This is a genomic window from Deinococcus alpinitundrae (genome assembly GCF_009982895.1).
GTDB lineage: Bacteria > Deinococcota > Deinococci > Deinococcales > Deinococcaceae > Deinococcus > Deinococcus alpinitundrae.
In genome coordinates this window covers 12,108-35,556 of record NZ_WXZL01000015.1, presented here as the reverse complement: position 1 = coordinate 35,556, position 23,449 = coordinate 12,108, and the positions used below count along the sequence as shown (strand labels likewise).

The following is a 23,449-nucleotide window of genomic DNA, read 5'->3' as shown; positions in this document are numbered from 1 at the left end:
GTTATGACCTGGCCCGCCGACCTGGCAGACACCGCCCACCGCGACCTGGCCCGCGACCCGGTGCTGCGCTTGCTGCTGGCGGCGGGTCCGCTGCCCGAACTGCGGCCTGCTCCCGACCCCTTCGCCTCGCTGATTCGCAGCGTGACGGGCCAGCAGCTCTCGGTGAAGGCGGCGGCAGCCATCAACGAGCGGCTGTCGGCGGCCACCGGGGCGTTCGGTGTGGAGGCGCTTCTCACCGCCTCGCCGCAGAGCCTGCGCGACCTGGGCTTGTCGTGGGCCAAGGTCCGCACCGTGCAGGCCATCGCTGTCGCCGCGAGCACGGAGCAGATCAAGTTTACCGAGCTGGCTGCCCTCAGCGACGAGGCGGTCATCGAAGCGCTGCTGCCGCTGCCGGGCATCGGGCGCTGGACGGCGGAGATGTTTTTGATGTTCGGGCTGGGCCGCCCCGACGTGTTCAGTTTCGGCGACCTGGCCCTTCGTAAGGCGCTCGATCTGTATTACCCCGGCCAGGACCACGCCAGCCTCGTGCTGGGCTGGCAGCCGCACCGCAGCTTCGCCGCCCGGCTGCTGTGGCGCAGCTTTCACATCACGCCAGTCATCACTCCGGCAGACTGAGCGCGGCGCGGCGACGGCCACCGTTCTGGTCGTTTGCGGGCTGGGTGGGTTATCCTGGGCGCAATCATGAATTATCCCAGTCTGGTCTGGCACCTCAAACGCACGGAGCTGTTCGCCGATCTCGAACTGACCGAGCTGGAGCGCGTGGCCGCCTCGACACCCTACCGCTCCTACCAGGCGGGTGAAGTCATTTACCGTATGGACGATCCCTCGGACGCCCTGTATTTCGTTCGCTCGGGTCTGGTGAAGATCAGTAAGCTCTTTCCCAACGGCAAGGAAGCCATCCTGAGCGTGGTGGGCCAGCACGACACCTTCGGCGAACTGCTGCTGCAACCCGAGGAGCGCCGCCCCACCCAGGCCGAGGCGCTGGAGCGCACCACCCTGATCGTGCTGCCCAGAGGAGAACTGCAAAAGCTCCTCAACGCCAAGCCCGACCTCGCCATGAAGCTGATCCGTTTGATGGCCGCCCGGCTGTTCGAGGCCCAGGCCTGGAGCGCCGAGGTCAGCGCCTACAGCGCCCCCGAGCGGGTGGCGAGCTTACTCTACCGACTGGCCCGCGAGTTTGGTCGCCCGCACCCTCAGGGCGTGGAACTCAGCCTCAAGCTCAACCAGGAAGACATCGCCCGGATGGTCGGGGCCACCCGCGAAACGGTCAGCCACAGCCTGAGTAAGCTCAAGCACGAGGGAGCCATCGTGCGCCCTCGCACGCCGATCATCGTGCGGATGGACGCCCTCAAGCGCTACATCGAATCGGGCGAGTAAGGTCTGAGTGCAGGAGGAAACCGGTGAGTCAGCGCCGCTTTGTTCATTATGTGGAGGGCAGGGGCGAGGCCCTGGGAGAAATGCTCACGGCCTTTCTGGACGCCCTGAGCGAGCAGACCGGACTGGTGGACGCCTGCTTACTCGCCTCGCCCGAGCAGCCAGGGTTGTGGTTGGTCGAGAGCCGCTGGGCGAACACCTTGCCGACGCTCAGCGTGCCGCAGGGCTGCAAGAGCTGGAGCTTCGAGGTGCAGCGGCTGGTGCCGGGTCGCCGCTGAGCATATTGCCAAAAGTCTGACTCGAAAAAAGGCAACGAACCAGGCCGCCGAGAGAATCTTCTCGGCGGCCTGGTTTCTCTAGCGTTCTCGGCTCAGCGGCGACGACGGGCCGGTTGCGGGCCGACGCGCCCACCGCCGATGTCGTTTCCGGCGGGGCGGCTGGGGCGCTGGCCCTGGCTGCCGCTCTGTCCACCGCCCGCTTGCCCGCTGCTTCTCGGCTGGCTGGCGCGGGCCTGGCTCTGGCCGCTGCTCGACTGGCCACCCGATTGCCCGCCGCGCCCACCCTGCTGGCTGCGTCCGCCGCCGCGTCCGCCCTGAGCGGGGCGGGGCTGCTCGAGCTTGCCCTCCACCTTGGCGTGGTAGTCGAAGCCCTCCAGGGTGCGGCGGCTTAGCGTGCGCTTGGTGAAGCGCTCGATGCTGCGAATCTCGTCTTCTTCCTGGGGGCTGACCAGGGTAAAGGCGGTGCCGCTCTTGCCCGCGCGGGCGGTGCGTCCGGCGCGGTGAACATAGTCCTCGGCGGCCACCGGCACGTCGAAGTTGACGACGTGGCCCAGCGAGTCGATGTCGATGCCGCGTGCGGCGATGTCGGTGGCGACCAGCACCCGGTACTTGCCGCTCTTGAAGCCCGCGAGCGCCTCGGTGCGGGCATTCTGCGAACGGTTGCCGTGAATGCGCTCGGCGCTGATGCCCGCGTTGACCAGTTGCTCGGTAAGGCGGTTGGCGCGGTGCTTGGTGCGGGTAAACACCAGCACGCTGTCCATGTTGACCTCGGCGTCGGCCAGCAGCCCGATCAGGAGCTTGGCCTTGAGTTCGCCGTGAACCGGGAACAGCGCCTCGGCGATCTTGTCGTTGGTGCGCCCGCCGTGCTTGACGCCTACCCGCACTGGATTTTGCTGAAACTCCCCGGCCAGCTTGAGGATGCTATCGGGCATGGTGGCCGAGAACAAGAGTGTCTGGCGCTGGGCCGGAATGGCCCGCAGCACCCGGCGGATGTCGGGCAGGAAGCCCAGATCGAGCATCCTGTCTGCCTCGTCGAGCACCAGCACTTCCAGCGCCGAGAAGTTGATGTTGCCCTGGCCGATGTGGTCGAGGAGCCGTCCCGGCGTGGCGATCACGATGTCGATTCCGGCGCGCAGGGCTTTTTGCTGCGGTCCCTGCGAGACGCCGCCGAAAATGCTGACGACCTTGAGGTGGGTCTTGGCGATGAGCGCCTGGGCCACTTCCTCGATCTGGGCGGCCAGTTCGCGGGTGGGGGCCAGCACCAGAGCGCGGGTGCCGCGGGCGCGCTGGGTCAGCAGCCGCTCGATGACCGGCAGCAAAAAGGCCACGGTCTTGCCGGAGCCGGTGGCGGCGGTGCCCAGCACGTCCTTACCCTGGCGGGCGGGCGGCAGCGCCAGCCCCTGAATCTCGGTGGGGGTGGTGTAGTTCAGGGCGTCGATGGCGGTGCGCAGCGGAGCCGGAAGCTGCATTTCCTGAAAGGTGAAGCTGGTAGGGCTGTCGGTGGGGGTGGGGCGGGGTGCGTCGAGTACAGTCATCAAACAACCTCACGGACTTGTGCCACTCGGCAAGGTCCGGTCTTTTTATGAAAGCGGCAGAAATTCGCCAGCCCTGCGGCGAAGGGGAGTGTGCCAGGTGGTCAACACGATGAAGGTCTGAAGTTCATCTGGCCGCAGTGTTGTGTGGGTCCAGCTCGGGGAAGATCAGGGCAGCGGCCCGCTTGAGGCCAGTCTAGCGCATGAACAGCTCCAGATGGACCCGCCGCGACCCTGACGGCGCGTGCGGAGTGACACCGCCAGGGGAACACCCTGAGCGCCCTGCCTGAATCTCCTGCCGCCGCGCCGCAGGAGCCTGGGCAGCAGGTGTGGCCCGGCTTGCACGCCCACAACAGCGGTGCTACACTGCTGAAGCTTCCGAACCGGCCCGCTCAAAGCGGAGCACGATTTGGGCAAGGGTTCTTAGCTCAGTTGGTAGAGCATCGGTCTCCAAAACCGAGGGTCGTAGGTTCAAGTCCTGCAGGGCCCGCCAGAATAAACCTCGTCTCAGACGGGGTTTTTCTTTTTGGCCTGCCCGCAGCGCTGTGAGGCGTGGTCCTGACCGCTCCGGACTTACTGCTCCGTGCTGGACAAGCTCTCCCTGGTCAAGCTGCGGCCCAGACCCCAGACGGTCAGCAGGCCCACCGCGAGCAGCGTCAGCCAGGTCAGCGCAGGCCAGGTGAGCGATTTGCCCAGATCGACCAGCACGCCGCCGAGCACGCTGCCCAACGCGCCGCCCAGCCCCAGCGAGAGCGCGCCGAGGCCGAAGTAACTGCCGATCAGGTGCGGCGGGGCCATCCGGGCGGTGATGGTCTGCTGGGTGGGAAAGACCACCATGCCGCCGAGACTCAGCAAGGCGGTGCAGGCCAGCAAGGCCGCGAACGAGTGGGCCAGGGCCATGCTGCCCAGGCCGAGGGCGGCCAGCGTCACGCCGCCCATCAGAATCTGGCGACTGGTGAAGTGGCGTCCGGCCAGCAGCACCACCGGGTACTGGAGCAAGACCGCCAGTCCCGCTTGCATGGCGTAGAGCGGCCCGGTGGCCGTCGGCCCGGCCAGCTCCACGGCGCGTAGTGTGACCGCCACGTTGAGCTGGGTCGACAGAACGAAGTACCCGCTCAGCGTCAGGGTAAAGAACACGAAGCGCCGGTCGCGCACCACTGTGACGAGGCCGCCCAGCCCGCTGCCGGACTTCTGGGTTCCGGGAATTCTCGGCACCGCCAGCAGCAAGATGACCAGCGCCACCAGATACGCGCATGCCGAGGCCAGCGCCACCGTGCGGAATTCCAGACCCGAGAGCAGGGCACCGATCAGCGGGCCGGTGACCATGCCGAGGTTCCCGGCCATGCTCATCAGCGAAAAGACCCGCACCCGGGTGCCCGGCGTGCTCAGCGCGGTCACCGCCGCGTTCTTGGGCGCGTCGAACAGGCCGCCGCCCACCCCGGCCAGCACGCCCGAGGCCAGCAGCGCCGGAAAGCTGGTGCTCAGGCCCATTGCGGCAAAGCCCAGCGCCCGGGTCAGCAGGCCCAGGGCAATCAGCGGGCGCGGTCCGGTGCGGTCGGAGAGGGCGCCGCCGAACACAGTCAGGCCCTGCTGGGTCAGCTGACGGGTCCCCAGCACCGCGCCGACGCTCAAAGCGCTCCAGCCCAGATTCGAGCCGAAATGCACCGTGATGAGCGGAATCACCATGAAAAACCCGCTCCACATCAGGAAGTTGTTGACCATCAGGGCGATCAGGCCGCCTGGCAACTTGAGCCGGGGCGAAACAGAGTAGGCAGACACGGCTGGCAGTCTGCCACTCCAGCGCCGGGGGTGTGGCGACTTGCTGGCGCAGCTTAGTCCTGGCCCGCCGCCCCGGTAGCGTGCTCGCTTTCCTGCTGGCCTTCCAGTTCGGCCACCCGCGCTTCCAGGGCGATGACCCGGCGCAGCAGCGCGGCCAGCGGCAGGGCGTAGTGGTCGTAGAGCTTGGGGCGCTCCATCTTCAAAGTCCCGGCCATCCAACCCGAGAGCAGGCGCTCGGCCCCGCTCAGCACCTCGGCGTCGTTGACCTCGGCGGCGGAGCGGCCCTGAAGCAGTTCGCGGGCGAAATTGAGTTCGCGGTCTTCCATTCGCTCAGTCTGCCGCGTCCGGCGGGGTTTGGCACAGTCGACGGCAAAGATTCCTCTCTTCGACGTCCGAGCGGACTTGCCAAGCTGTTCTGGACAACGCGGCACCTCTACAGGGCCTATCCGCTGCGAAGTAGAGCCGGTGAACTTCCGTGCCAGAGCGGCTGGGCGTGTTTCCCGGGTAAGGGGATGCACGAACGCTCTAGACTGTTGCCATGACTTCAGGCAGCCCCCGTCCGACCGCCGCCGAACACGGCCCCCTGCGGGTCGCCAGCCTCGCCACCGGCCCCTTGCAGGAAAATGCCGTGCTGGTCTGGGACGCCGCCAGCGCCGAGGGCTTTTTGATTGATCCCGGCGACGAGGCCGGGCGCGTCCTGAGCTGGATCATGACGCTGGGCGTCAAGGTGCGGGCCATCTTGCTCACCCACGCCCACTTCGACCACATCGGCGCGGTGCAGCCGCTGCGGGAAGCCCTCAACGTGCCGGTCTGGCTCCACGAGCGCGATCTGCCGCTCTACCGCGCCGGGCAGCAGAGTGCCGAGCGCTGGAACCTGCCGTTCATGCAGCCCAAAGATCCCGAACATTTCATTGTCCAGGATCAGTTATTCACGGCGGGCCAGCTCAGGCTGACCGCCCGCGAACTGCCGGGGCACGCACCGGGGCATGTGGTGTTCGTGGGTGAGGGGCTGGCGGTGGTGGGCGACACGTTGTTTCAGGGCGGCATCGGGCGCACCGATCTGCCGGGCGGTAACCACCCCCAGTTGATGCAGGGCATTACCGCCGAGCTGCTGAGCTTGCCACCCCACACGGCCATCTATCCCGGCCACGGCGGCAGCAGCAGCATCGGGGCCGAGCGGGTCGGCAATCCGTTCTTGCTCTAGCGCTTGGCGTCCCGGCGCAGCTGACATCCCCCTGACCTGAACTGCCAGAATAAGCAGTGTGAGCCATGTGGTGGTCATCGAAGACGAGGGCACGGTGCAGAGCGTGCTGAAATTTCACCTGGAGCGTGCCGGAATGCAGGTGTCGGCTTACGGTGCGGTGGAGGACGCCCTGCCGGGCCTGGGCCGCGCCGACGCTTTGGTGCTCGACTGGATGCTGCCGGGCGAGAGCGGGCTGAGTTTCCTGCGGCGGCTGCGTGCTGACCCCGAACTGCGCAAACTACCGGTGCTGATGCTCACCGCCCGCGCTGCCGAGGCCGAGCGGGTCGAGGGCCTGGAATCGGGGGCGGACGACTACCTCACCAAGCCGTTTTCCGCCGCCGAACTGGTGGCGCGGGTGCGGGCACTCCTCAGGCGCACCCAGGCGAGTACTCCGCAAATCGTCACGCTGGGGCCGCTGAGCATCGACGTGCCCGCTGCCGAGGCCCGCAAGGACAATCTGAGCCTCAACCTGACCCGCCGCGAATTCGATCTGCTGACCTTTCTAGCACTCAACGCCGGGCGGGTCTACTCGCGCACCGAACTGCTCGACAAGGTCTGGGGCGCGGACTTTCTGGGCGGCGAGCGCACTGTCGATCAGCACGTCACCCAGCTGCGCGCCCACCTCGGCGACGATCCTTCCAGCCCGCAGTTTCTGGAAACGGTGCGCGGCAAAGGCTACCGGATGCGGACATGGACGCCCTGAGCGCCGGGCGCTTGCCGCCGCCCGAATCCCCGCACGCCTGGCAAGACGCCCTGTCGCAGGCGGTGGTGCTGTTTGACGAGGGCCGCATCACCCACCTCAACGCCGCCGCCGCCCGGCTGTGGGGCGTCAGCAGCGAGCGGGCCGCCGGGCGGCCCTTACTGGAAGTGCTGCGCCGACATACCCTGGAGGCCCTAGCCGAGCGCGGCGGCGAACTCGAACTCGACGTGTCGGGCCGCACCCTGCGCTGCTCGGCGGTGCCGGGGGCCTTGATCGTCGAGGACGTGACCGACCACCGCCGCCGCGAGGCCGAATTGCGCGAGGCCACCGCCATCTTGTCGCACGAGTTCCGCACGCCGGTCACTGGGCTGCGCGGCGTGCTGGAGGCGCTGGAATACGCCATGCCCAGCGAAATGCAGCAGGTGTTCGTCAAGCAGGGCCTCCAGGAAGTCGAGCGCCTGGCCCGGCTGGTGGAAGACCTGGCAGTGGGATTCCGGCCCACCCGCGCGCGCACCGTGCCGCTGAGCGAGGTGTTTGCCCGCGCCGAGCGGCTGCTGGCCAGTGAACTCGGCGCGCACGCCGCTCAGCTGCACTTCGGCGACGACCATCTGGTGCGTGCCGATCCCGACAAGCTGCTGCAAATTCTGCTCAACCTGATCGAGAACGCCCTCAAATACGGTCCGCGCGGCGCGGCGGTGGAGGTGCGGGCCTGCGCGCGCGGCGCGTGGATCGAGGTTTCGGTCAGTGACGAGGGTGAGGCGCTCAGCGGCACCGAGCACCTGTTTCAGGCCCACACGCGCGGCGAGGGTGCGCCAGGGCTGGGCAGCGGCATGGGCCTCTACATCGTTCGCAGCATCGTGCAGGGCTGGGGCGGTCAGGCCTGGGCCGAGCGGCAGGGTGGGCGCAACGTCTTTCTCTTCACCCTGCCGGGGGTCGCCGGGCTGACCTGAGCCGCTATGCTTCTCCCCCGAATCTGGCCCACCCCACGCCTGACCTGAGCTTGACCGCCGCTGCCTACCTTGAGGTTCGCCAGCGGGGAAGAATCCCCCCTTCAAGGAGCCGTGAATGCGAGAAGTCCTGGAACAAGATTTGCAAAAAGTCCTGAGCGACGCCCTGGAGATGCTCGGCACGGTGGAGCGGATGCTGCCGATGGCCGCCGACGTGCTGCTGCACCAGAACGTCAAGCGGTTGCCGGAAATCCGCGCGGTGGACCGTGAGGTGGATGCGCTGGAAAGCCGCATTGAGGCCGAGTGTCTGAGAATCATCGCCCTGCACCAGCCGGTGGCCCGCGATCTGCGGCTGGTGGCGCTGGTACTCAAGAGCTTGTCCGACATCGAGCGGATGGGCGACTACGCCGTGCATGTCGCCGCCGACGGCGCGGAACTGGCGCAGGCCGCGCCCTTGAAGCGCTACGTCAATCTGGGCCGGATGCTGGAGCGCCTTCAGGAAATGAGTGGGCATCTGCGGGCGGCCATCACCGAGCGCGACCTGACCAAGGCCGGCGAGGCACTCCAGATGGACGACGAGGTGGACGACCTCTACGAGCAGATTCAGCGCGAACTGGTCACCTACATGCTCGAAGACCCCCGCAACATCTCCAAGAGCCTGACGCTGATGCGGGTGGGCCGCAGTCTGGAGCGCATCGGCGACCACATGGAGAACGTGGCCGAGCGTCTCCCCTACTGGCTGACCGGCCAGCGCGAGGGCCAGATCCGGCACTGAGTTTCCGGCACAACCCAGGTCTGCCACCAAGCGCCGCCCCCGTTCTGAGCGGCGCTTGATGCTGCCGTGTGAAGGCCACGCCCAGCTGTCGCCGCCGCCTGACTTTGTACCCGGTCCAAACATTTGCTAGACTGAGTTCAAAATCTTCCCACACCCGCCACACCACCGGCCGCCGCACCCTCCTCCAGCGCAGGCCAAAGGAGTTTCACCCATGCAAAGGCCCTGGCTCGAGCACTACGAACAAGGCGTGCCCCGCGAATTCACGGGCGAGGCGCTGACGCTGCCGCAACTGCTGGAGCACGCCGCGCAGACGTTCGCCGCCCGGCCCGCGCTGGAATTTCTGGGCCACCGCCAGACCTACCGCCAGTTGTGGGCCAACGTGCAGCACTTCGCAGCGGCCTTGCAACACCTCGGCGTGCAGAAGGGCGAGCGCGTGGCCGTGATGCTCCCCAACACCCCGCAATTCGTGGTGGCCTTTTTCGGCGCGGCGCTCTCGGGTGCGGTGGTGGTCAACGTTTCGCCGCTCTCGACGGCCCAGGAACTTCAGCAGCAGCTCAGCGACTGCGGCGCGGGCGTGCTGGTGATGCTCGACAGCTTTTACCCGCGCTTCGAGGAAATCGAGCATGATCCGGCCATTCAGGTGCGCCGGGTCATCGTGACCGGCATCCAGGACGCCCTGCCGTTTCCCAAGAACCGGCTCTACCCGCTGCTCGAAAAACGCAAGGGCACCTGGGTGGACGTCAGGGAGAGCCGCAAGGTGGTGGGCTTCGGGCCGCTCTTCGAGCGCTCCTTGTGGGCTCCCACGCCGGTCAAGCTTCAGCCCGGCGATGTGGCGCTGCTTCAATACACCGGCGGTACCACCGGCGTGCCCAAGGGCGCGATGCTGACCCACCGCAATCTGGTCGCCAACGCCCAACAGGCCGTCAGTTGGATGCCGGGTCTGCGGCCCGGCCAGGAGGTAACGCTGGGGGCCATTCCTTTTTTCCACGTCTACGGCATGACGGTGGCCATGAACCTGAGCCTGCTGATCGGGGCCAGCATCGTCCTGATTCCTAACCCGCGCGACCTCAAGACCCTGCTGAGCGCCATCGAGAAGAGCGGCGTGACCCTCTTTCCCGGCGTGCCGACCCTTTACAACGCCATCAACAACTCAGCGCTGACCCCCGATTACGACCTCAAGACGGTGCGGGCCTGCATCTCCGGTAGCGCGCCGCTGCCCGCCGAGACGGCCCGGAAGTTTCATGAGATCACCGGCGGAGCCACTCTGGTGGAGGGCTACGGTTTGACCGAGGCCAGCCCGATTACCCACACCAACCCGGTGGGCGGCGAGCAGCGTCTCGGCATCGGGCTGCCGCTACCGGGCATTGACGCCAGTATCCGGGACGACCAGGGGCAGCCGGTCGCGCCCGGCGAGATCGGTGAACTGTGGGTGGCCGGTCCCAACATCATGGCCGGGTACTGGCAACGCCCCGAGGCCACGGCCCAGACGATCCGCGAGGAGGAGGGTCAGCGCTGGCTGCTGACCGGCGATCTGGCGACGATGGATGAAGGCGGCTACTTCAAGATCGTGGACCGCAAGAAGGAACTGATTCTGGTGGGCGGCCACAACGTCTACCCGCGCGAAGTCGAGGAAGTCCTCTACCAGCACCCCGCCGTGCTGGAAGCCGCCGTCATCGGCGTGCCCGACGGTTACCGGGGCGAGAGCGTCAAGGCGTTCGTGGTGCTCAGGCCGCCGCAGCCTGCCACCGGTCCCGAACCAACCTGGGCCGCAGAGACCGAGGCCGGGATCATCGCCTTTTGCCGCAGCCAGCTCAGCGCCTACAAAGCGCCGCGCCAGGTGGAATTTCGCCCGGCGCTACCGCTCTCGGCGGCGGGCAAGGTGCTGCGCCGGGTGCTGGCCGATGAGGAAAAAGCCGCGCGCGTGGCCGACGAGCAGGCCGCGAAGGCGCAAGGGGAGGCTGCGGCCCCGAGGCCGGTCTAGTTCGCTTGCATTCTCACCTGACCTCGCAGTTGCGGTCATGGGCCTGCACTATGATGGGTCAATATGTCGCACACCATCCTCATCGCAGACGATGAACCGGCCATCCGCACCATGCTGGAAGTCATCTTGTCGGCCGATGGGCACGAAATCGTGGCGGTTGCTGACGGCAAGACCGCGCTGGAGTACCTCCAGACCCACACCCCCGACGTGATGCTTCTCGACATCAACATGCCGTATATGGACGGCTTTGAAATCTGCTCACGGGTCAAGCGCATCAAGCGGCTGCGCAACACCCCGGTGGTCTTGCTGACCGCCCTCGATGACGACCACACCCGCGACCATGCCAAGCTCGTCGGCGCGGACGACATCGTGTCCAAGCCGCTGTCAGGCAAGAACCTGCGCGGGCGCATCACGCACCTGATCAACGCCCGCCAGCCTTAAACAGCCCGCCCTGAGCGGCGCGAGCGGGCCACTTCGTTGGGGCCGGGAGAAGAAAGACATGTTCGTGAAGTTGCTCTTGCAGTTTCTGAAATTCATCGGTGGGCTAATCATTGCTGCCCTGTTCGTGGGAGTGGGGGTCGCGGCCACCTACGGCACCAGCTGGGCACGCGATCTGCCCGACTTTCGCCAGCTCGACACCCTCAACCTGGGGGCCATCACCCGCGTTTACGCCCGCGACAACACCCCACTGGGCACGCTGGTCACGCGCGTCGGCGACCAGAAGGTCAGCCGCACCCTGGTCAAGCTCGACGAGATCAGTCCGTTCATGACGGCGGCCCTGATCACCAACGAGGACCGGCGTTTCTTTCAGCACTACGGCCTCGATCCCTACGGCATTGCCCGGCAGTTTCGCCGCTTATCCCAAAAAGAAGACGTGCAGGGCGGCAGCACACTGACCAACCAACTGGTTCGCAACACTCTGCTGCTCAAGGAATACAACCTGGCCCGCACGCCCGACCGCAAGATCAAGGAGTGGATGCTCAGCGTGCAGGTCGAGCGCGCCTTTACCAAAGAGGAGATCTTGCAAGATTACCTCAATGTCATCTACTGGGGGGACGGCGGTCCGGTGGAACTCTACGGCATCTATGCGGCCTCGCAGGCGTACTTCGGCAAGGCTCCGCGCGACCTCGATCTGGCCCAGAGCGTGTACCTCACCACCCTGGTGCCGAGTCCACGTGGGCGCTACAACGACTACATGGCCCAGCGCGGCTATATGCGCTCACTGCTGACCCGCATGGTGGAGGACGGCTGGGTCACGCAGGAGCAGGCCAACGCCGCCTGGAAGGAAAAACTGGTCCCGCGCGGCTGGCAGGTGGCCTACGACGGTACGGGCAAACTGACGAGCGCCAAGCTCGTCGACAAGACGGCGGTGTACCAGAAGGCCGTCAACACCGTGCGTTTTCCCGACTTCGTGCAGCAAGTCGAGCAGGAACTGGTGCGCCGACTGGGCCGCGACAAGGTCTACGGCTCCGGTGGACTGCGGGTCTACACCACGCTCGACCCTAAAATTCAGCTGGGCATCGAGAAGGCCAGCTTGAACGCCCGCATTCCACCCCGCACCACCCTGGCCGCCGTGATCAGTGACCCCTTCAACGGCGACGTGCTGGGCATGGTGGGCCAGAAACTGCGCCCCGGCGTGACTCCGCCCGAGTGGAACAACGCCGCGCAGGGCCAGCGCCAGATCGGCTCGACCATCAAGCCGCTGCTCTACACGACGGCCCTCTCGACCGGCAAATTCAACCAGCTCACCGAGCGCGACGACAAACCGATCAGCTTTCCCTGCACCAGTTGCAAGGACGGCGTCTATGCGCCCAAGGACTTCGAGGGCGAAATGACGTACCGCTCCATGACCCTGCGCGAAGCGCTCGACCGCTCGCTGAACCTGCCCACCGTGCGCATCGCTGACGAGGTGGGACTGCCGACCTTCTTCGGCAAGTTGCGCGAACTCGATCTGCCGCCCAACGACGGCACCGGGCTGGCGGCGGCACTGGGCGCAGTCGAAACCACCCCGGTCAAGATGGCGGCGGCCTACGCGCCGTTTGCCAATGGGGGTCTGTACCATCCGCCGCGCTATATCACCCGCGTCACCACCGCGCGTGGCGAGGTGCTCTACGACGTGGCCAACAACGTGGAGCGCCCGCACCGGGTCTGGTCGCCGCAGGTCGCCTACCTGGGCCTGGACATGATTCAGGGCGTGGTCAACGACCTTGACACCAACCAGGGCGGCTTCTCACAACCGGCGCGCATCGAGGGCTGGCCGGTGGGCGGCAAGACCGGCACCAGCAACGGCCCCAAGGACCTGTGGTTCGTCGGCGTCAATCCGTATTACGTGGGAGCCGTCTGGATCGGGATTCAGCAGGGCGGCGACATGGCCACCAACATCTACTCGGGGGTCTGGGCACCGCCAGTGTGGCACGACATGATGGTGAGCGCCCTGGCTGGCAAGGCGGTTCGCAGCTTCGGACCGCCGCCGCCGGGCATCACCGCCGTGCCGCTGCCGCCGGTTGGCCCGCTGCAAACCGTACAGGTCGCCCTGCTCGATCCCAGCTACAAGGACGCGGCCAACACCGTCACCGATCAGTTGCCCGCCCGGCCCCAGTACAGTGAAGCCTCGGTAGGCGGCCCCGATCCTTCTACCACCGTTATTTACGTGGACAAGAACACCGGGCGGCTGGCCACCGAGTTCACCAGTCCGGACGACATCGCGCCGCGCCGCGTCTACACCTCGCAGCTCGGCAGCTACGCTCCGGGCAGCAGCGTGACCCCGCTACCCGACGAGTCCGCCGATCCCGCTGCCCTCAAGGCGTTCAACCAGCCCGGCGGCAGCCTGCCCGACACAGCGCCGCCCAGCCCCAAGCCAGTGCCGGGCAAGCCAGCGTCAACCCGTCCAGCTTCCAGCACGGCCCCCAACACGGGCGGCTGATTCGCCAAGCCAGATTATTTCCCCCGCCCCGGTCGCCTCGCGCCGGGGCGTTTTCATCCACTTGCCACGCGCAGGCGGCAAGATCGGGGCATGAACCGCCCCCTTGCCTACCGCAGCGCAGCCCACCGAACGGCCGCGCCGCTGCTCACCTTGCTGCTGATCCTCGGCGCAGGCGACCTGACCCCGGCGCGTGCCCTGGTGCGGCTGGGCGACCCGCTGCCTGCACACCCCTGGGCCAGCAGTCAGACGGACGACGAGCGCGAGATCGTGGTGCTCTACTCGCACGACTGCGGCGATCTGGGCGAGTTGTGGAGTGCGCTGCTGAGCTCCGGGCTGCCTATCCGGGCGGTCAACGCCGAGGACGTGGCCTCGCCTGCCCCGGCGGGAGTGAGCGTCTGGCACGGCGAAAGCGCCACCGCTTTCGCCCGCGCCCTCAAGGTCAGCGCTTATCCCACCGTGCTGCTCGTTCGCGGTGAGCGGGTGCTCAACGCCTGGGAAGGCACCTTTAGCGGCAAGCTGTGAGTCGCCGCGGGGGCGACGGAACCGGGCCGCTCAGGACTGTGGCGCTCAGAGCTGGATAATGTCCGGGCCGATGCTGGCCCAGAAGTGCTCGTCTGCCGGGCGGGGCCGGGCGAACAGGTAGCCCTGGCCCAGTCCGCAGCCGAGCGCCTTGAGAACATTGAGTTCTTCCACCGTCTCGATGCCCTCGGCGATGGTGACGAGTTGCAGGCTCTCAGAGAGGCCCAGAATCGCCTTGACCACCGGGTAGTTGACCGAGTGGGTCCGCAGTCCGAACACGAACGAGCGGTCGATCTTGAGGATGCTGATCGGTAGCCGGGGCAGGTAACTCAGGCTCGAAAACCCGGTGCCGAAGTCGTCGATGGAAATCGAGATGCCCAGCGTGCCGAGCTGCTGCATCCGGTGCACCGAGGCCTCGACGTCGCGCATCACCAGTCGCTCAGTGAGTTCGAGTTCGAGAAACTGGCCGGGAAAGCCGGTGTCGCGCAGGCATTCTTCCACCTGCCCCACGAAGTCCTCACGCTCGAACTGAAGGGCCGAGACGTTGACTGCCAGGCGAATCGGCGTGCGGCCCTCACTGAGCCACTGCGCGCCCTGGCGGCACACCTCGTGCATGACCCAGGCCCCGATCGAGACGATCAGGCCCGTTTCCTCGGCCACCGGAATGAACTGGGCGGGCGGCACCAGTCCCAGGTGCGGGTGCTTCCAGCGCAGCAGCGCTTCGAGGCCCACCACCACCTGATCCTCGAGCCGCACCTGCGGCTGGTAATGCACTTCCAGTTCGTTCTTCTCGGCGGCGCGGCGCAGGTAGGCGGCCAGCTGAAAGCGCTCGTAGGAGTGGCGGTTGAGTGAAGGCTCGAACACCGCCCAGCCCGCCTTGCGGCTCTTGGCGTGGTACATCGCCAGGTCGGCGCTGCGCCGCAGGGTCTCGGCGTCGTGGCCCCCCTCCGGCGTCACGCTGATGCCGATTGAGGCCGTCAGGTACACCTCGCGCTCCTGTTCCTCGGCGACGAACGGCGCGTCGAGCGCTTTCAAGCAGCGCTGGGCGATCTGCACGGCGTGTTCGCTGCCGGTGCGCGGCAAGATCACTGTGAACTCGTCGCCGCTGATGCGCGCCAGCAGATCGCCCTGGCGCACGCAGTGTTGCAGCCGCGCCGCGAACTCGCGCAGCATCTGGTCGCCCACCGAGTGCCCCAGCGAGTCGTTGAGGCCCTTGAAATCGTCGAGATCGATAAACAGCAGCGCCACCGGCAGGTCGTCGGTTCGGGAAGTGTCCAGCGCCGTTTGCAGCTGCCGGGTAAACAGCGCCCGGTTGGCCAGGCCCGTGAGCGAATCGTGGGTCGCCTGCACAACCAGGCGCTGGGTCAACTGATGGTGCTCAATGGCGACGGCGGCCAGATGACCGGCCTTTTTCAGATCGGTCAGCAGTTCGCCCGGGAACGGGCCGATGTGCCGGGCGTAGATCGCCAGGGTGCCCAGCACCACCCCCGAGCCGTCGATGATCGGGTGCGAGGCGCAGGCCCACAACTCGTTGGTCATCAGCAGATTGAGATAGTCCAGGGAGTAAGGGTCTTTGGTCACGTCCTCGACCACCACCAGTTCCTGACGGCTGGCCGCCGTGCCGCACACGCCCGCGCCCTCACGTATCTCCAGGCCGTCCACGGCTTGCTGAAACGAGGGCGGCAGGCTGGGAGCCGCACTGGTATAGAGCCGCCCGCCGTCGTTGAGCAGGATGGTGCAGACGTAGTTGGGCCACTGGCGCTCGGTCATGACCGCCACCTGGTGGAGGACTTGCGGCAGTGCCTGACCCTGCACCGTCATTTCCAAAACGGTACTCCGGTCATGCTGAACCTGCTCCTCGCGTTTTTGCGGGCCGATATCCTGGAAATACACGGCCAGCCCACCGGCGAAGGGAAAGAGCCGCACTTCCAGCCAGCGCGACATCAGCCCCGAGAAGTATTCCAGCTTGTTGCTGTGCTGCTCTCGCATGGCCCGCTGCATCTCGGCGGCGGTGTGCGTGCCTGCCGCTTCGGGAAAGAGGTCCCAGATCTTCTGGTTCAGCAGCTCCGAGGCCCGGCGGCCCAGCATCCGCTCGGCCTGGCGGTTGATGTAGACAAAGCGCCACTGGTCGTCGAGTGAGACGAAAGCGTCCTGAATACTGTCGAGCACCCGGACGATCTCGGCGTTCATCTCGTTGGCCTGCTTCTGGGCCGCCCGCAGGGTGGTGAGGTCGCGCGAACTGACCAACAGCTGAATCGGCTGCCCCGAGGCGTCGCGCACCGGCATGACCGCCAGGTCCCAGAACTTGCGCTGGCCGCTGGCGGTGGCGCGCTCACCCTGAAAGTGTCCGCGTCCCCCGGCTCCGGCGGCGTCGAGCGCTTTCAGGGCCAGTACCTGATCTTCCGGCGACCAGAAGCCCAGCCAGTCCGCGCCGCGCAGCGCGCCCAGATCACCGAGTTCCTGCAGCGCCTGACCGCCCCGGTTCATCCACAGCAGTTCGTGATTCAGGCTCAGCAGCTCGATGCAGTTGGGGCTGCTGTCCACCAGGCTCTGGGCGAACTCGTACTGCTGGCGCACGTCTTCCTCGGCCTGCTTGAGCGGCGTGATGTTCTCGTGAACCACCAGCAGGTACGGTGCGTTGGCAAACGGCGTGACCCGCATCTGAAACCACTGCTCGTGCTGGGGGGTGTGGCAGGCGTAGATCTGCCGGAATTCCCTGAGCTGCCCGGCCAGCACCTGCCCGACCCCCAGCGCCGCCTGCGCGCCGAGATTCGGGTCGCTGCCGCAGAGTTCCAGATAGCGGCTGCCGATTACGTCCGGCGGAAACGAGACGGCATGCTCGGTGCTCGCCTCAGTCCAGGCCCGGTTGTGGGCCACGACCTGCCCGCCGCCGTCAAGCACCAGCAGCGGCGCAGACAGGGCGTCCAGCGCCTCCCGGTACTGTTCGAAGGGTTGATCGATTTTTTGAATGCTCTCCATGTATGCCCCGCGACCCGCCGAGGAAATCAGGACTGAAGGGAGGCCCCTCTCGGAGATCCATCATACCGGCTTCTCAGGGAGAGAAAAAACCTCGGGTCAGAATTCAGGCTGCTGTCTAGATCGGATGTAAGAAAAGCCACTGACCTGGACGGTTGCTCAGCGCGCCCGTGACCGTTGTTCGTCATGATGTCGACTGCGTTCAGGCGAGCGGGTTCGCCGCGCCCGCTAGACTCTGGGCATGCTGCCTTACCGCGTCGGTTATGGAGAAGATGCCCACCGCCTGCAAGTGGGCCTGCGCTTGGTGCTGGGCGGCCTGGACATCGTGGACGCGCCGCGCGGCGCGGTGGCCCACAGCGACGGCGACGCGGCCCTTCACACCATTGCCGACGCCCTGCTCTCGGGCCTGGCGCTGGGCGACATCGGCCAGTATTTTCCCGACACCGACGTGGCCTGGAAGCATCTCGACTCGGCGACCATTCTGCGCCGCTGCCTGGCGCTGACGCGCGAGCGTGGCTACCGGCCCGCCAATCTGGCGCTGGTGATCACCCTCGATCAGCCCAAGCTGGGTGCACGCCGCGCCGAGATCGCCGGGCGCATCGCCGCCTTGATGGACCTCGACGCCTCGGCGGTGGGCGTCAGCTTCAAGACCAGCGAGGGCCTGGCCCCCGACCACGTGCAGGCCCGCGCGACTGTGCTCTTGGAGCGGCTGTGACGACGGATGCGTCCGCACCGGCTCCAGCGGCGTCTGCTCCGGCGCTGTGCCGGGTGGTGCTCTACTCGCCGGAGAAGGCCGGGAATGTCGGCAACGTGGCGCGCACCTGCGCCGTGCTGGGGGCCGAGCTGCACCTGATTCGCCCCTACGGCTTCCGTTTGCAGGACCGCGAGTTCGCCCGCGCCGCCATGGATTACCTGCAAGGCGTGACCCTGATCGAACACGATTCCTGGACGGCCCTGCAAGCCAGCCTGGAACCGGGCGCGCGGGTGTGGGCCTTTTCCACCCACGCGAACCAGCTCTACACCGATGCCGACTATCAGCGGGGCGATTACCTGCTGTTCGGGCCGGAATCGCGCGGGCTGCCGGTGTGGTTGCGCACGGCGCTGCCCAGTCTCAAGCTGCCGCAGCCTGGCGGGGGCCGCAGCCTGAATCTGGCGGTGGCGGCGGGCGCGGCGGCCTTCGAGGTGCAGCGGCAACTGGGTTGATAGGGGCAGGCGCAAAGTAGGTCAACCGAACCTGACGTGACATGAGCGGGCCTTTCAGATTTCCTGAACCGGTAGCGCGCCTCGTTCGACGTCGAAACGGCTCACACTGGGTCTATGAAGCGACTGCCCCGGTCCGCCCTGCTGAGTGCTGGTCTGCTGCTGAGCGCCTGCTCGATCACGCCCACGCCCGGCGGAGTCTACACCGTCAGTGGCAGCGTCCTCGCGCCGGGGGCGGGGGCGACAGCAACCCAGGCACGCGACCTGACGGTGCTTACCGTCCCGCCACCCGCCGACTGGAGCGCGCCGCACGTGCGCGGTCAGGTGCTGCTCGCAGGCCTGAATGACTCGCCACTCAGTGCCCAGGCGCTCACGGTGCTCTCGGGTGTGCGTACCCAGCGCCTTACCTCGGCGGGCCTGACGCTGGCGTATACCCCGGCAGGCCAGAGTGACACCGCCTTCGCCGCGCGGCTGGCGGCCAGCGGCCTGACGGCGCAGCCCAATTACCGCTACTCGGCCCTGGCCGTGCCCAACGACCCCGGCTTTCCCGGCAACGGAGGCGTCCAGATCGGCGGGGTGGCCTACGATCAGGACTACCTGACCCGCATCAACGCCCAGGCCGCCTGGGACAAGCTGGCGGCACTTGGCAGAACGCCGCTGGGCGCGCGGGTGGCGGTCCTGGATACCGGCGTGAACGCGGGCCACGAGGACCTCGCCGGGCGGGTGCTGCCGGGGCGCGACTTCTGCGCGGCGCTCGTCACAGACGACCAGGGCGACACCAACTGCGTCGGCGAGGACAACGATCCCAGCGACCTGACCACCGGCAGCGAGGCCGGGCATGGGACCTCCAGTGCGGGCCTGATCGGGGCGGCCACCAACAATGGCAAGGGGCTGGCAGGCCTCACCTGGAGTGGCCCGAATATTCTGCCGGTGAAGGTCTTCGGGGCCAGCGGCGCGGTGTCGGGGGCCACCACCGTCAGCCTCACGGCGGGCGTGAAGTACGCCGTCGCCCAGAGTGCACGCATCATCAATCTGAGTCTGGGTTTCACGGGCAGCAACACCGGGCCAGACGGCGACCCGGCCCTCTCGGCAGCCCTGGCCAGCGCGGCGGCGGCCAACGTGCTGGTGATTGCGGCGGCAGGGAACACCCCCAATGAAGGACTGTACTATCCGGCCAGTGACCCCAACGTGCTGGCGGTGGGCGCGCTGGGCCGCAGCGACACGCTGGCCTGCTACAGCGCCCGGCCCCTCAGCGGGCAAAAGCCGCTCGACCTGGTGGCCCCCGGCGGCAACGCGGGCAGCGGCACGGCCAACTGCTACCAGTCCAGCCCCGAGGACCTGCTGGTGCTGACCAGCGCGCTGGGGTCCGGCACAGCGGGCAGTGGCAATTCGCTCTACCGCCTCGATGCTGGTACCAGCTTCGCGGCTCCCCAGGTGAGCGGTGCGGCGTCGCTGATCCGTGCTTTGCGGCCCGATTTGACCGCTACCCAGGTCAAGGGCATCCTGACCGGCAGCGCCAGGAGCGTCGCGGGCGGCAAGCTGCTGGACGTGGGCGCGGCCATCACGGCGGCCTCGGCCTTCGGGGGCGGCACAGTGATCGTGCCGCCGCCCGGCCCCGCTCCCCTGACGCCCTACAGCCTCACGGTGAGCGCTCTTCAGGGCACGGTGGTGGTCGCCAAGTTCAGCAGCGCCGGCAAGCTCCAGGCCGCACCCCAGCGCCTGCCCTACCGCCTCGACACTCTTCCGGCGGGCCAGTACACCCTCAGCGCCAGCCTGAACGTCAATGGCGCGCTCAGCCAGGGCCAGGTGACGGTGACGGTGGGCAGCGACACCCAGCGGGACATTCCCACCCAGTAGCGCCAGTCAGGCCCGTGCTAAGTCTGCTCCAGCGCCGTTGCCAGCGCCCGCAGATTGGCGGGCCGGAAGCCGTGGGTAATGACAGCGGGCAGGCCCAGCGCGGCCACGTGTTCCGGGTTCCAGAGCGCCAGGTGCAGGGCGGCCCGTCCGCGCAGGGCGTCGGCCAGGCGGCGCGTCACGTCCGGCAGGTTCCAGCGCCCGGTGGTCGCCAGCAGTACCGGCGCGTCCGGAAAGCGCGCCATCAATTCGAAGGCGGGCGCAGGCTCGTCGCCGCCGCTGTGGAGAGCGACCCAGAGCTGCGGGAACACCTGCCGTAGCGCCTGGGCCACCGTCTCACCGCTGACAAAGTCGCCGTAGGGGCCACCCACCTCTGCTGTGCGCGGCGCGAACAGCAAGACGGGCCGGGCGGAATCAAAGTGAGGCGGCGTGCCCACCCACTCCAGCGACTGCTGCGCCCAGGTCGCCACACTGGCCTCGTCGGCCTCGCGCTGCAGCCCGGTGTAGGGTAGGGGCTGGCCGGGAAACTTCAGCGCCGCCGCGCTCAGCCGGGCCTGGGCTTCGTGCAGGCGCTCGGGAGCCAGGCGGCCCGAGGCGAGGGCACGCTCAATCGCCTGCGCGTGCTCGGCGTGGGTGGTCAGGTCGCCGTGGCCGCAGCTCAGCACGGCGTCGGCACCGGCGGCCAGGGCCAGCGGAGCCGCCTCGCCGTGCGGGTGGGCCGCCGCGATCGCCTGCATGTCGGTGGCGTCGGTGACGATGATGCCCCCGTAACCCCAGTCGTCCCGCAGCAGGCCGGTCAGCACCCGGTGCGAGAGCGTGGCCGGTTCATGTGGGTCGAGCGCCGGGTAGACGATGTGGGCGGTCATGATGCTGCCCACGCCCGCTTGCACCGCCGCCCGGAATGGTAGCCACTCGGTTCGTTCCAGCTCGGCAAGCGGCTTGTCCACCGTCGGCAGCGCCAAGTGGCTGTCGAGGGCGGTGTCGCCGTGACCGGGAAAGTGCTTGACCGAACTCATCACCCCGGCGGCCTCGCTGCCCAGCGCCCAGGCCACCCCCAGCCGGGCCACCTCGCCGGGGTCCGTGCCGAAGGCCCGCTCGCCGATCACCGGGTTGAGCGGGTTGATGTTCACGTCGAGGGTCGGCGCGAAATTCCAGTTGAGGCCCAGCTCGATCAGCCCGCGCGCGGCGACGGCCCCGGCCTGGCGCGCCGCGTCCGCGCTGCCGATCACGCCCAGGGCCTGTGGCGTCGGCGCCATTGGCACGTCCAGCCGCCGCAGCACCGCGCCGCCCTCCTGGTCAGTGGCGATCAGGGCGTCGTGCCCCAGCGCGTCGCGGATGTCGCGCACGAGACGGGCAGTGCGATCCGGTGCCGAGAAATTGCGGGCGAACAGACACACCCCGCCGAAGCCGTACTGGGCCAGAAAGCGGCCCTGCTCGGCGCTCAGGTCAGGGCCGGGCAAATCGATAATGAGGGTGCGGGCGGCGGGCAGACTCACTTGACCGCTCCCTCCATCCCGCGCATGAACAGCTTCTGCGCCGACAGAAAGACCAGCAGCACCGGTATCATCATGATCAGTGCTCCGGCGGCGATGTTGAAGGGGTCGTAGTTGAATTGCCCCTTGAGCTTGAGCACCGCCACGCTCAGCGGCACGCTGTCCGGCGCTCCCGAGAGGGCCAGCATCGGCCAGAAGTAGGCGTTCCAGCTCGCCACCAGCGTGAAGATACCCAGGGCGGCCAGCGAGGGCTTGGTCAGCGGCAGCATGATGCGGGTCAGGATGGTGAATTCACTCGCGCCGTCGATGCGCGCGGCCTCGATCAGCGCCTGCGGAATGCCCAGAAACGCCTGGCGCATCAGGAAGATGCCGAAGGCTCCCGCGATGGTGGGCAGCACCACGCCGACATGGGTGCCGAGCAGGCCGAGTTCCTTGAGGGTCAGGGTGTTGACGATGAAGGTGGTCTCGCTGGGCAGCACCAGCGTCGCCACGATGACGCCGAAAATCAGATCGCGCCCCGGAAAGCGGAAGCGGGCCAGCGGGTAGGCGGCCAGTGCCGAGACCACTAGCGTGCCGAGGATGGTCATGCCGGTAATCGAAATGCTGTTCCAGACGTATTTGCCGAGGCTGAAGGTGGTGTAGACCTCCACGAAGTTGCGCAGCGTCACAGCGCGCGGAAAGAGGCTGGCCGGAAAATCGTAGATGCTGCCGCCGCCGTGCTTGTCGGTCAGGGCAATCGCCAGCGTCCACAGAAAGGGAAACACCGCGAAGATCAGCACGGCGATGAGAATGACGTAGCGCAGCACCACCCGGCCCAGCTTGCGGTGGCGGCGCGGGGCGTAGCTGCGCTGGACAGGGGCGGCCCGCGAGACCAGACTCACGCGCCGTCTCCGGAGCTGTCACGAAACAGCCGGAAGTTGACGGCAGACAGCAGCAGGGCCACGGCCGCCACCACCAGTCCAGCGGCACTCGCCAGCCCGTAATTGAAGTCGAAGCCCTGAAACGCCTTAGAATAGACGTACATCAGCGCGGTGTAGGTGCTGTTGAGCGGGCCGCCGTTGGTCAGTACCAGCACTTCTTCCAGCACGCGCAGCGCCGCAATCGTGGAGAGCAAGCTGCACAGCAAGATGGTGGGCTTCATCATCGGCACGGTGATGCTCCAGAAGCGCTTCCAGCTGCTGGCCCCGTCGAGCACGGCGGCCTCCTCCAGCTCGGCGGGAATGCCCTGGAGTCCGGCCAGATACAGCACCATGTAGTAGCCGAAGCCCCGCCAGAAAGTCACCAGCATCACGGCCCAGAACGCGGTGTACTCGTTGTTGAGCCAGCCGAACATCTGATTCTTGGACACCAAGTGCACGGCGCCCAGCGCCCAGTTGAGGGTGCCGTCCTTGTTGTAGACCCAGTCCCACATCACGGCGGCCAGCGAGATGCTGGTGACCACCGGCACGTAATAGGCGGCCCGGAAAAAAGCCATGCCCGGCAGATTTTTGTTGACCAGCACCGCCACCGCCAGCGAGGCGAGCTGCAAGATGGGCACGATGATCAAGTACTTGACGCTGTTGAGCAGCGATTTGAGAAACAGCGGGTCGGCCATCAGGGTGCGGAAGTTGTCCAGCCCGGTCCACTTGGGCGGCAATCCCTGACCGAAGCGTGCGCCGCCGTACTCGGTAAAGCCCAGGTACGAGCCGTAGGCCAGCGGGTAAAAGGTGAAGACCGCCAGCAGAATCAAGGCCGGGGCCAGAAAGCCGTAGGACAGCAGCGTGTCGCGCAGAGAATACTTCGGCTTACCAGAAAGAGGAGGTTTGCCGGGCGTGGGGCGCTGGGAGCGGATCATCTTGCACCTCCTTTGGGGCAGCGGCGGAGCGTGGGAAAAGC

At 67.2% G+C, this 23,449-nt stretch carries 21 protein-coding genes and 1 tRNA gene; 15 read left to right on the top strand and 7 right to left on the bottom strand.

Annotated elements, in window-relative coordinates; translation table 11 throughout:
* The first annotated feature begins 3 nt into the window (after window positions 1–3).
* The 3 genes from GUI70_RS14165 to GUI70_RS14155 all read left to right on the top strand — a co-directional run bounded on the left by GUI70_RS14165 (window position 4) and on the right by GUI70_RS14155 (window position 1,652).
* Window positions 4–615 (top strand): DNA-3-methyladenine glycosylase family protein, encoded by a 612-nt coding sequence (locus tag GUI70_RS14165; RefSeq protein WP_161882968.1) that lies wholly within the window; start codon window positions 4–6, stop codon window positions 613–615.
* A 66-nt stretch (window positions 616–681) separates the two neighbouring features.
* Complete coding sequence (locus GUI70_RS14160) at window positions 682–1,377, top strand: Crp/Fnr family transcriptional regulator (protein ID WP_161882967.1); 696 nt, start codon at window positions 682–684, stop codon at window positions 1,375–1,377.
* Window positions 1,378–1,400: 23 nt separating this feature from the next.
* Window positions 1,401–1,652 carry an antibiotic biosynthesis monooxygenase family protein gene (locus GUI70_RS14155; protein WP_237724928.1) on the top strand — a complete coding sequence of 84 codons (252 nt, stop codon included), beginning with the start codon at window positions 1,401–1,403 and terminating at the stop codon, window positions 1,650–1,652.
* Window positions 1,653–1,744: 92 nt separating this feature from the next.
* On the opposite strand, the gene GUI70_RS14150 is transcribed toward GUI70_RS14155, so the two are convergent.
* Entirely contained in the window at window positions 1,745–3,187 is a 1,443-nt protein-coding gene (locus tag GUI70_RS14150; RefSeq protein ID WP_237724927.1) for a DEAD/DEAH box helicase, read from the bottom strand.
* 414 nt (window positions 3,188–3,601) lie between these two features.
* Between GUI70_RS14150 and GUI70_RS14145 the strand changes: the two genes are divergently transcribed.
* Window positions 3,602–3,677 (top strand) — tRNA-Trp (locus GUI70_RS14145).
* 80 nt (window positions 3,678–3,757) lie between these two features.
* Here the strand turns inward: GUI70_RS14145 and GUI70_RS14140 are convergent.
* Window positions 3,758–4,963, bottom strand: coding sequence for an MFS transporter (locus GUI70_RS14140; protein WP_237724926.1), 1,206 nt, complete (start codon window positions 4,961–4,963; stop codon window positions 3,758–3,760).
* A 53-nt stretch (window positions 4,964–5,016) separates the two neighbouring features.
* Window positions 5,017–5,289 carry a hypothetical protein gene (locus GUI70_RS14135; RefSeq protein ID WP_161882966.1) on the bottom strand — a complete coding sequence of 91 codons (273 nt, stop codon included), beginning with the start codon at window positions 5,287–5,289 and terminating at the stop codon, window positions 5,017–5,019.
* A 212-nt stretch (window positions 5,290–5,501) separates the two neighbouring features.
* Between GUI70_RS14135 and GUI70_RS14130 the strand changes: the two genes are divergently transcribed.
* The 8 genes from GUI70_RS14130 (at window position 5,502) to GUI70_RS14095 (ending at window position 14,054) form a co-directional block, all read left to right on the top strand.
* Entirely contained in the window at window positions 5,502–6,167 is a 666-nt protein-coding gene (locus GUI70_RS14130) for an MBL fold metallo-hydrolase (RefSeq protein ID WP_161882965.1), read from the top strand.
* 58 nt (window positions 6,168–6,225) lie between these two features.
* Window positions 6,226–6,909, top strand: a complete 684-nt coding sequence (locus tag GUI70_RS14125) for a response regulator transcription factor (protein ID WP_161882964.1) — start codon at window positions 6,226–6,228, stop codon at window positions 6,907–6,909.
* Complete coding sequence (locus GUI70_RS14120) at window positions 6,897–7,856, top strand: sensor histidine kinase (protein ID WP_161882963.1); 960 nt, start codon at window positions 6,897–6,899, stop codon at window positions 7,854–7,856. The genes GUI70_RS14125 and GUI70_RS14120 overlap by 13 nt, the downstream gene beginning before the upstream one ends.
* Window positions 7,857–7,971: 115 nt before the next feature.
* Window positions 7,972–8,628, top strand: a complete 657-nt coding sequence (gene phoU, locus GUI70_RS14115; protein WP_161882962.1) for a phosphate signaling complex protein PhoU — start codon at window positions 7,972–7,974, stop codon at window positions 8,626–8,628.
* A gap of 211 nt (window positions 8,629–8,839) precedes the next feature.
* Complete coding sequence (locus tag GUI70_RS14110; RefSeq protein ID WP_161882961.1) at window positions 8,840–10,609, top strand: long-chain-fatty-acid--CoA ligase; 1,770 nt, start codon at window positions 8,840–8,842, stop codon at window positions 10,607–10,609.
* Between the two features lie 63 nt (window positions 10,610–10,672).
* The gene (locus tag GUI70_RS14105) at window positions 10,673–11,050 is read left to right on the top strand and encodes a response regulator (RefSeq protein WP_161882960.1); all 378 of its coding nucleotides are present in this window, start codon (window positions 10,673–10,675) and stop codon (window positions 11,048–11,050) included.
* 58 nt (window positions 11,051–11,108) lie between these two features.
* Entirely contained in the window at window positions 11,109–13,532 is a 2,424-nt protein-coding gene (locus tag GUI70_RS14100; RefSeq protein WP_237724925.1) for a transglycosylase domain-containing protein, read from the top strand.
* A 90-nt stretch (window positions 13,533–13,622) separates the two neighbouring features.
* The gene (locus GUI70_RS14095; protein WP_161882959.1) at window positions 13,623–14,054 is read left to right on the top strand and encodes a penicillin-binding protein; all 432 of its coding nucleotides are present in this window, start codon (window positions 13,623–13,625) and stop codon (window positions 14,052–14,054) included.
* A gap of 45 nt (window positions 14,055–14,099) precedes the next feature.
* Here GUI70_RS14095 and GUI70_RS14090 read toward each other — a convergent pair whose 3' ends face one another.
* Window positions 14,100–17,030 carry an EAL domain-containing protein gene (locus GUI70_RS14090; RefSeq protein WP_161882958.1) on the bottom strand — a complete coding sequence of 977 codons (2,931 nt, stop codon included), beginning with the start codon at window positions 17,028–17,030 and terminating at the stop codon, window positions 14,100–14,102.
* 238 nt (window positions 17,031–17,268) lie between these two features.
* On the opposite strand from GUI70_RS14090, the gene ispF reads away from it, so the two are divergent.
* The 3 genes from ispF to GUI70_RS14075 all read left to right on the top strand — a co-directional run bounded on the left by ispF (window position 17,269) and on the right by GUI70_RS14075 (window position 20,084).
* Complete coding sequence (gene ispF / locus GUI70_RS14085) at window positions 17,269–17,742, top strand: 2-C-methyl-D-erythritol 2,4-cyclodiphosphate synthase (RefSeq protein ID WP_161882957.1); 474 nt, start codon at window positions 17,269–17,271, stop codon at window positions 17,740–17,742.
* Window positions 17,739–18,230 (top strand): TrmH family RNA methyltransferase, encoded by a 492-nt coding sequence (locus GUI70_RS14080; protein WP_237724924.1) that lies wholly within the window; start codon window positions 17,739–17,741, stop codon window positions 18,228–18,230. Before ispF ends, GUI70_RS14080 begins: the two co-directional genes overlap by 4 nt.
* 114 nt (window positions 18,231–18,344) lie before the next feature.
* Complete coding sequence (locus GUI70_RS14075) at window positions 18,345–20,084, top strand: S8 family peptidase (RefSeq protein WP_161882956.1); 1,740 nt, start codon at window positions 18,345–18,347, stop codon at window positions 20,082–20,084.
* Window positions 20,085–20,101: 17 nt separating this feature from the next.
* Here the strand turns inward: GUI70_RS14075 and GUI70_RS14070 are convergent, their stop codons facing one another.
* The 3 genes from GUI70_RS14070 to GUI70_RS14060 are packed head-to-tail and all read right to left on the bottom strand — an operon-like array spanning window position 20,102 to window position 23,408.
* Window positions 20,102–21,577 carry a glycoside hydrolase family 3 N-terminal domain-containing protein gene (locus GUI70_RS14070; RefSeq protein ID WP_161882955.1) on the bottom strand — a complete coding sequence of 492 codons (1,476 nt, stop codon included), beginning with the start codon at window positions 21,575–21,577 and terminating at the stop codon, window positions 20,102–20,104.
* Window positions 21,574–22,455: a carbohydrate ABC transporter permease gene (locus GUI70_RS14065; RefSeq protein WP_161882954.1), complete on the bottom strand. Its 882-nt coding sequence runs from the start codon at window positions 22,453–22,455 to the stop codon at window positions 21,574–21,576. Before GUI70_RS14065 ends, GUI70_RS14070 begins: the two co-directional genes overlap by 4 nt.
* Window positions 22,452–23,408: a carbohydrate ABC transporter permease gene (locus GUI70_RS14060; RefSeq protein WP_161882953.1), complete on the bottom strand. Its 957-nt coding sequence runs from the start codon at window positions 23,406–23,408 to the stop codon at window positions 22,452–22,454. Before GUI70_RS14060 ends, GUI70_RS14065 begins: the two co-directional genes overlap by 4 nt.
* Between the last annotated feature and the right edge of the window lie 41 nt (window positions 23,409–23,449).

Coding starts and splice junctions, on each gene's coding strand:
- GUI70_RS14160 (WP_161882967.1), top strand. CDS start 682: ATGAATTATCCCAGTCTGGTCTGGCACCTCAAACGCACGGAGCTGTTC.
- GUI70_RS14130 (WP_161882965.1), top strand. CDS start 5,502: ATGACTTCAGGCAGCCCCCGTCCGACCGCCGCCGAACACGGCCCCCTG.
- GUI70_RS14095 (WP_161882959.1), top strand. CDS start 13,623: ATGAACCGCCCCCTTGCCTACCGCAGCGCAGCCCACCGAACGGCCGCG.
- GUI70_RS14135 (WP_161882966.1), bottom strand. CDS start 5,289: ATGGAAGACCGCGAACTCAATTTCGCCCGCGAACTGCTTCAGGGCCGC.
- GUI70_RS14110 (WP_161882961.1), top strand. CDS start 8,840: ATGCAAAGGCCCTGGCTCGAGCACTACGAACAAGGCGTGCCCCGCGAA.
- GUI70_RS14165 (WP_161882968.1), top strand. CDS start 4: ATGACCTGGCCCGCCGACCTGGCAGACACCGCCCACCGCGACCTGGCC.
- GUI70_RS14120 (WP_161882963.1), top strand. CDS start 6,897: ATGGACGCCCTGAGCGCCGGGCGCTTGCCGCCGCCCGAATCCCCGCAC.
- GUI70_RS14150 (WP_237724927.1), bottom strand. CDS start 3,187: ATGACTGTACTCGACGCACCCCGCCCCACCCCCACCGACAGCCCTACC.
- GUI70_RS14100 (WP_237724925.1), top strand. CDS start 11,109: ATGTTCGTGAAGTTGCTCTTGCAGTTTCTGAAATTCATCGGTGGGCTA.
- GUI70_RS14060 (WP_161882953.1), bottom strand. CDS start 23,408: ATGATCCGCTCCCAGCGCCCCACGCCCGGCAAACCTCCTCTTTCTGGT.
- ispF (WP_161882957.1), top strand. CDS start 17,269: ATGCTGCCTTACCGCGTCGGTTATGGAGAAGATGCCCACCGCCTGCAA.
- phoU (WP_161882962.1), top strand. CDS start 7,972: ATGCGAGAAGTCCTGGAACAAGATTTGCAAAAAGTCCTGAGCGACGCC.
- GUI70_RS14105 (WP_161882960.1), top strand. CDS start 10,673: ATGTCGCACACCATCCTCATCGCAGACGATGAACCGGCCATCCGCACC.
- GUI70_RS14075 (WP_161882956.1), top strand. CDS start 18,345: ATGAAGCGACTGCCCCGGTCCGCCCTGCTGAGTGCTGGTCTGCTGCTG.
- GUI70_RS14090 (WP_161882958.1), bottom strand. CDS start 17,030: ATGGAGAGCATTCAAAAAATCGATCAACCCTTCGAACAGTACCGGGAG.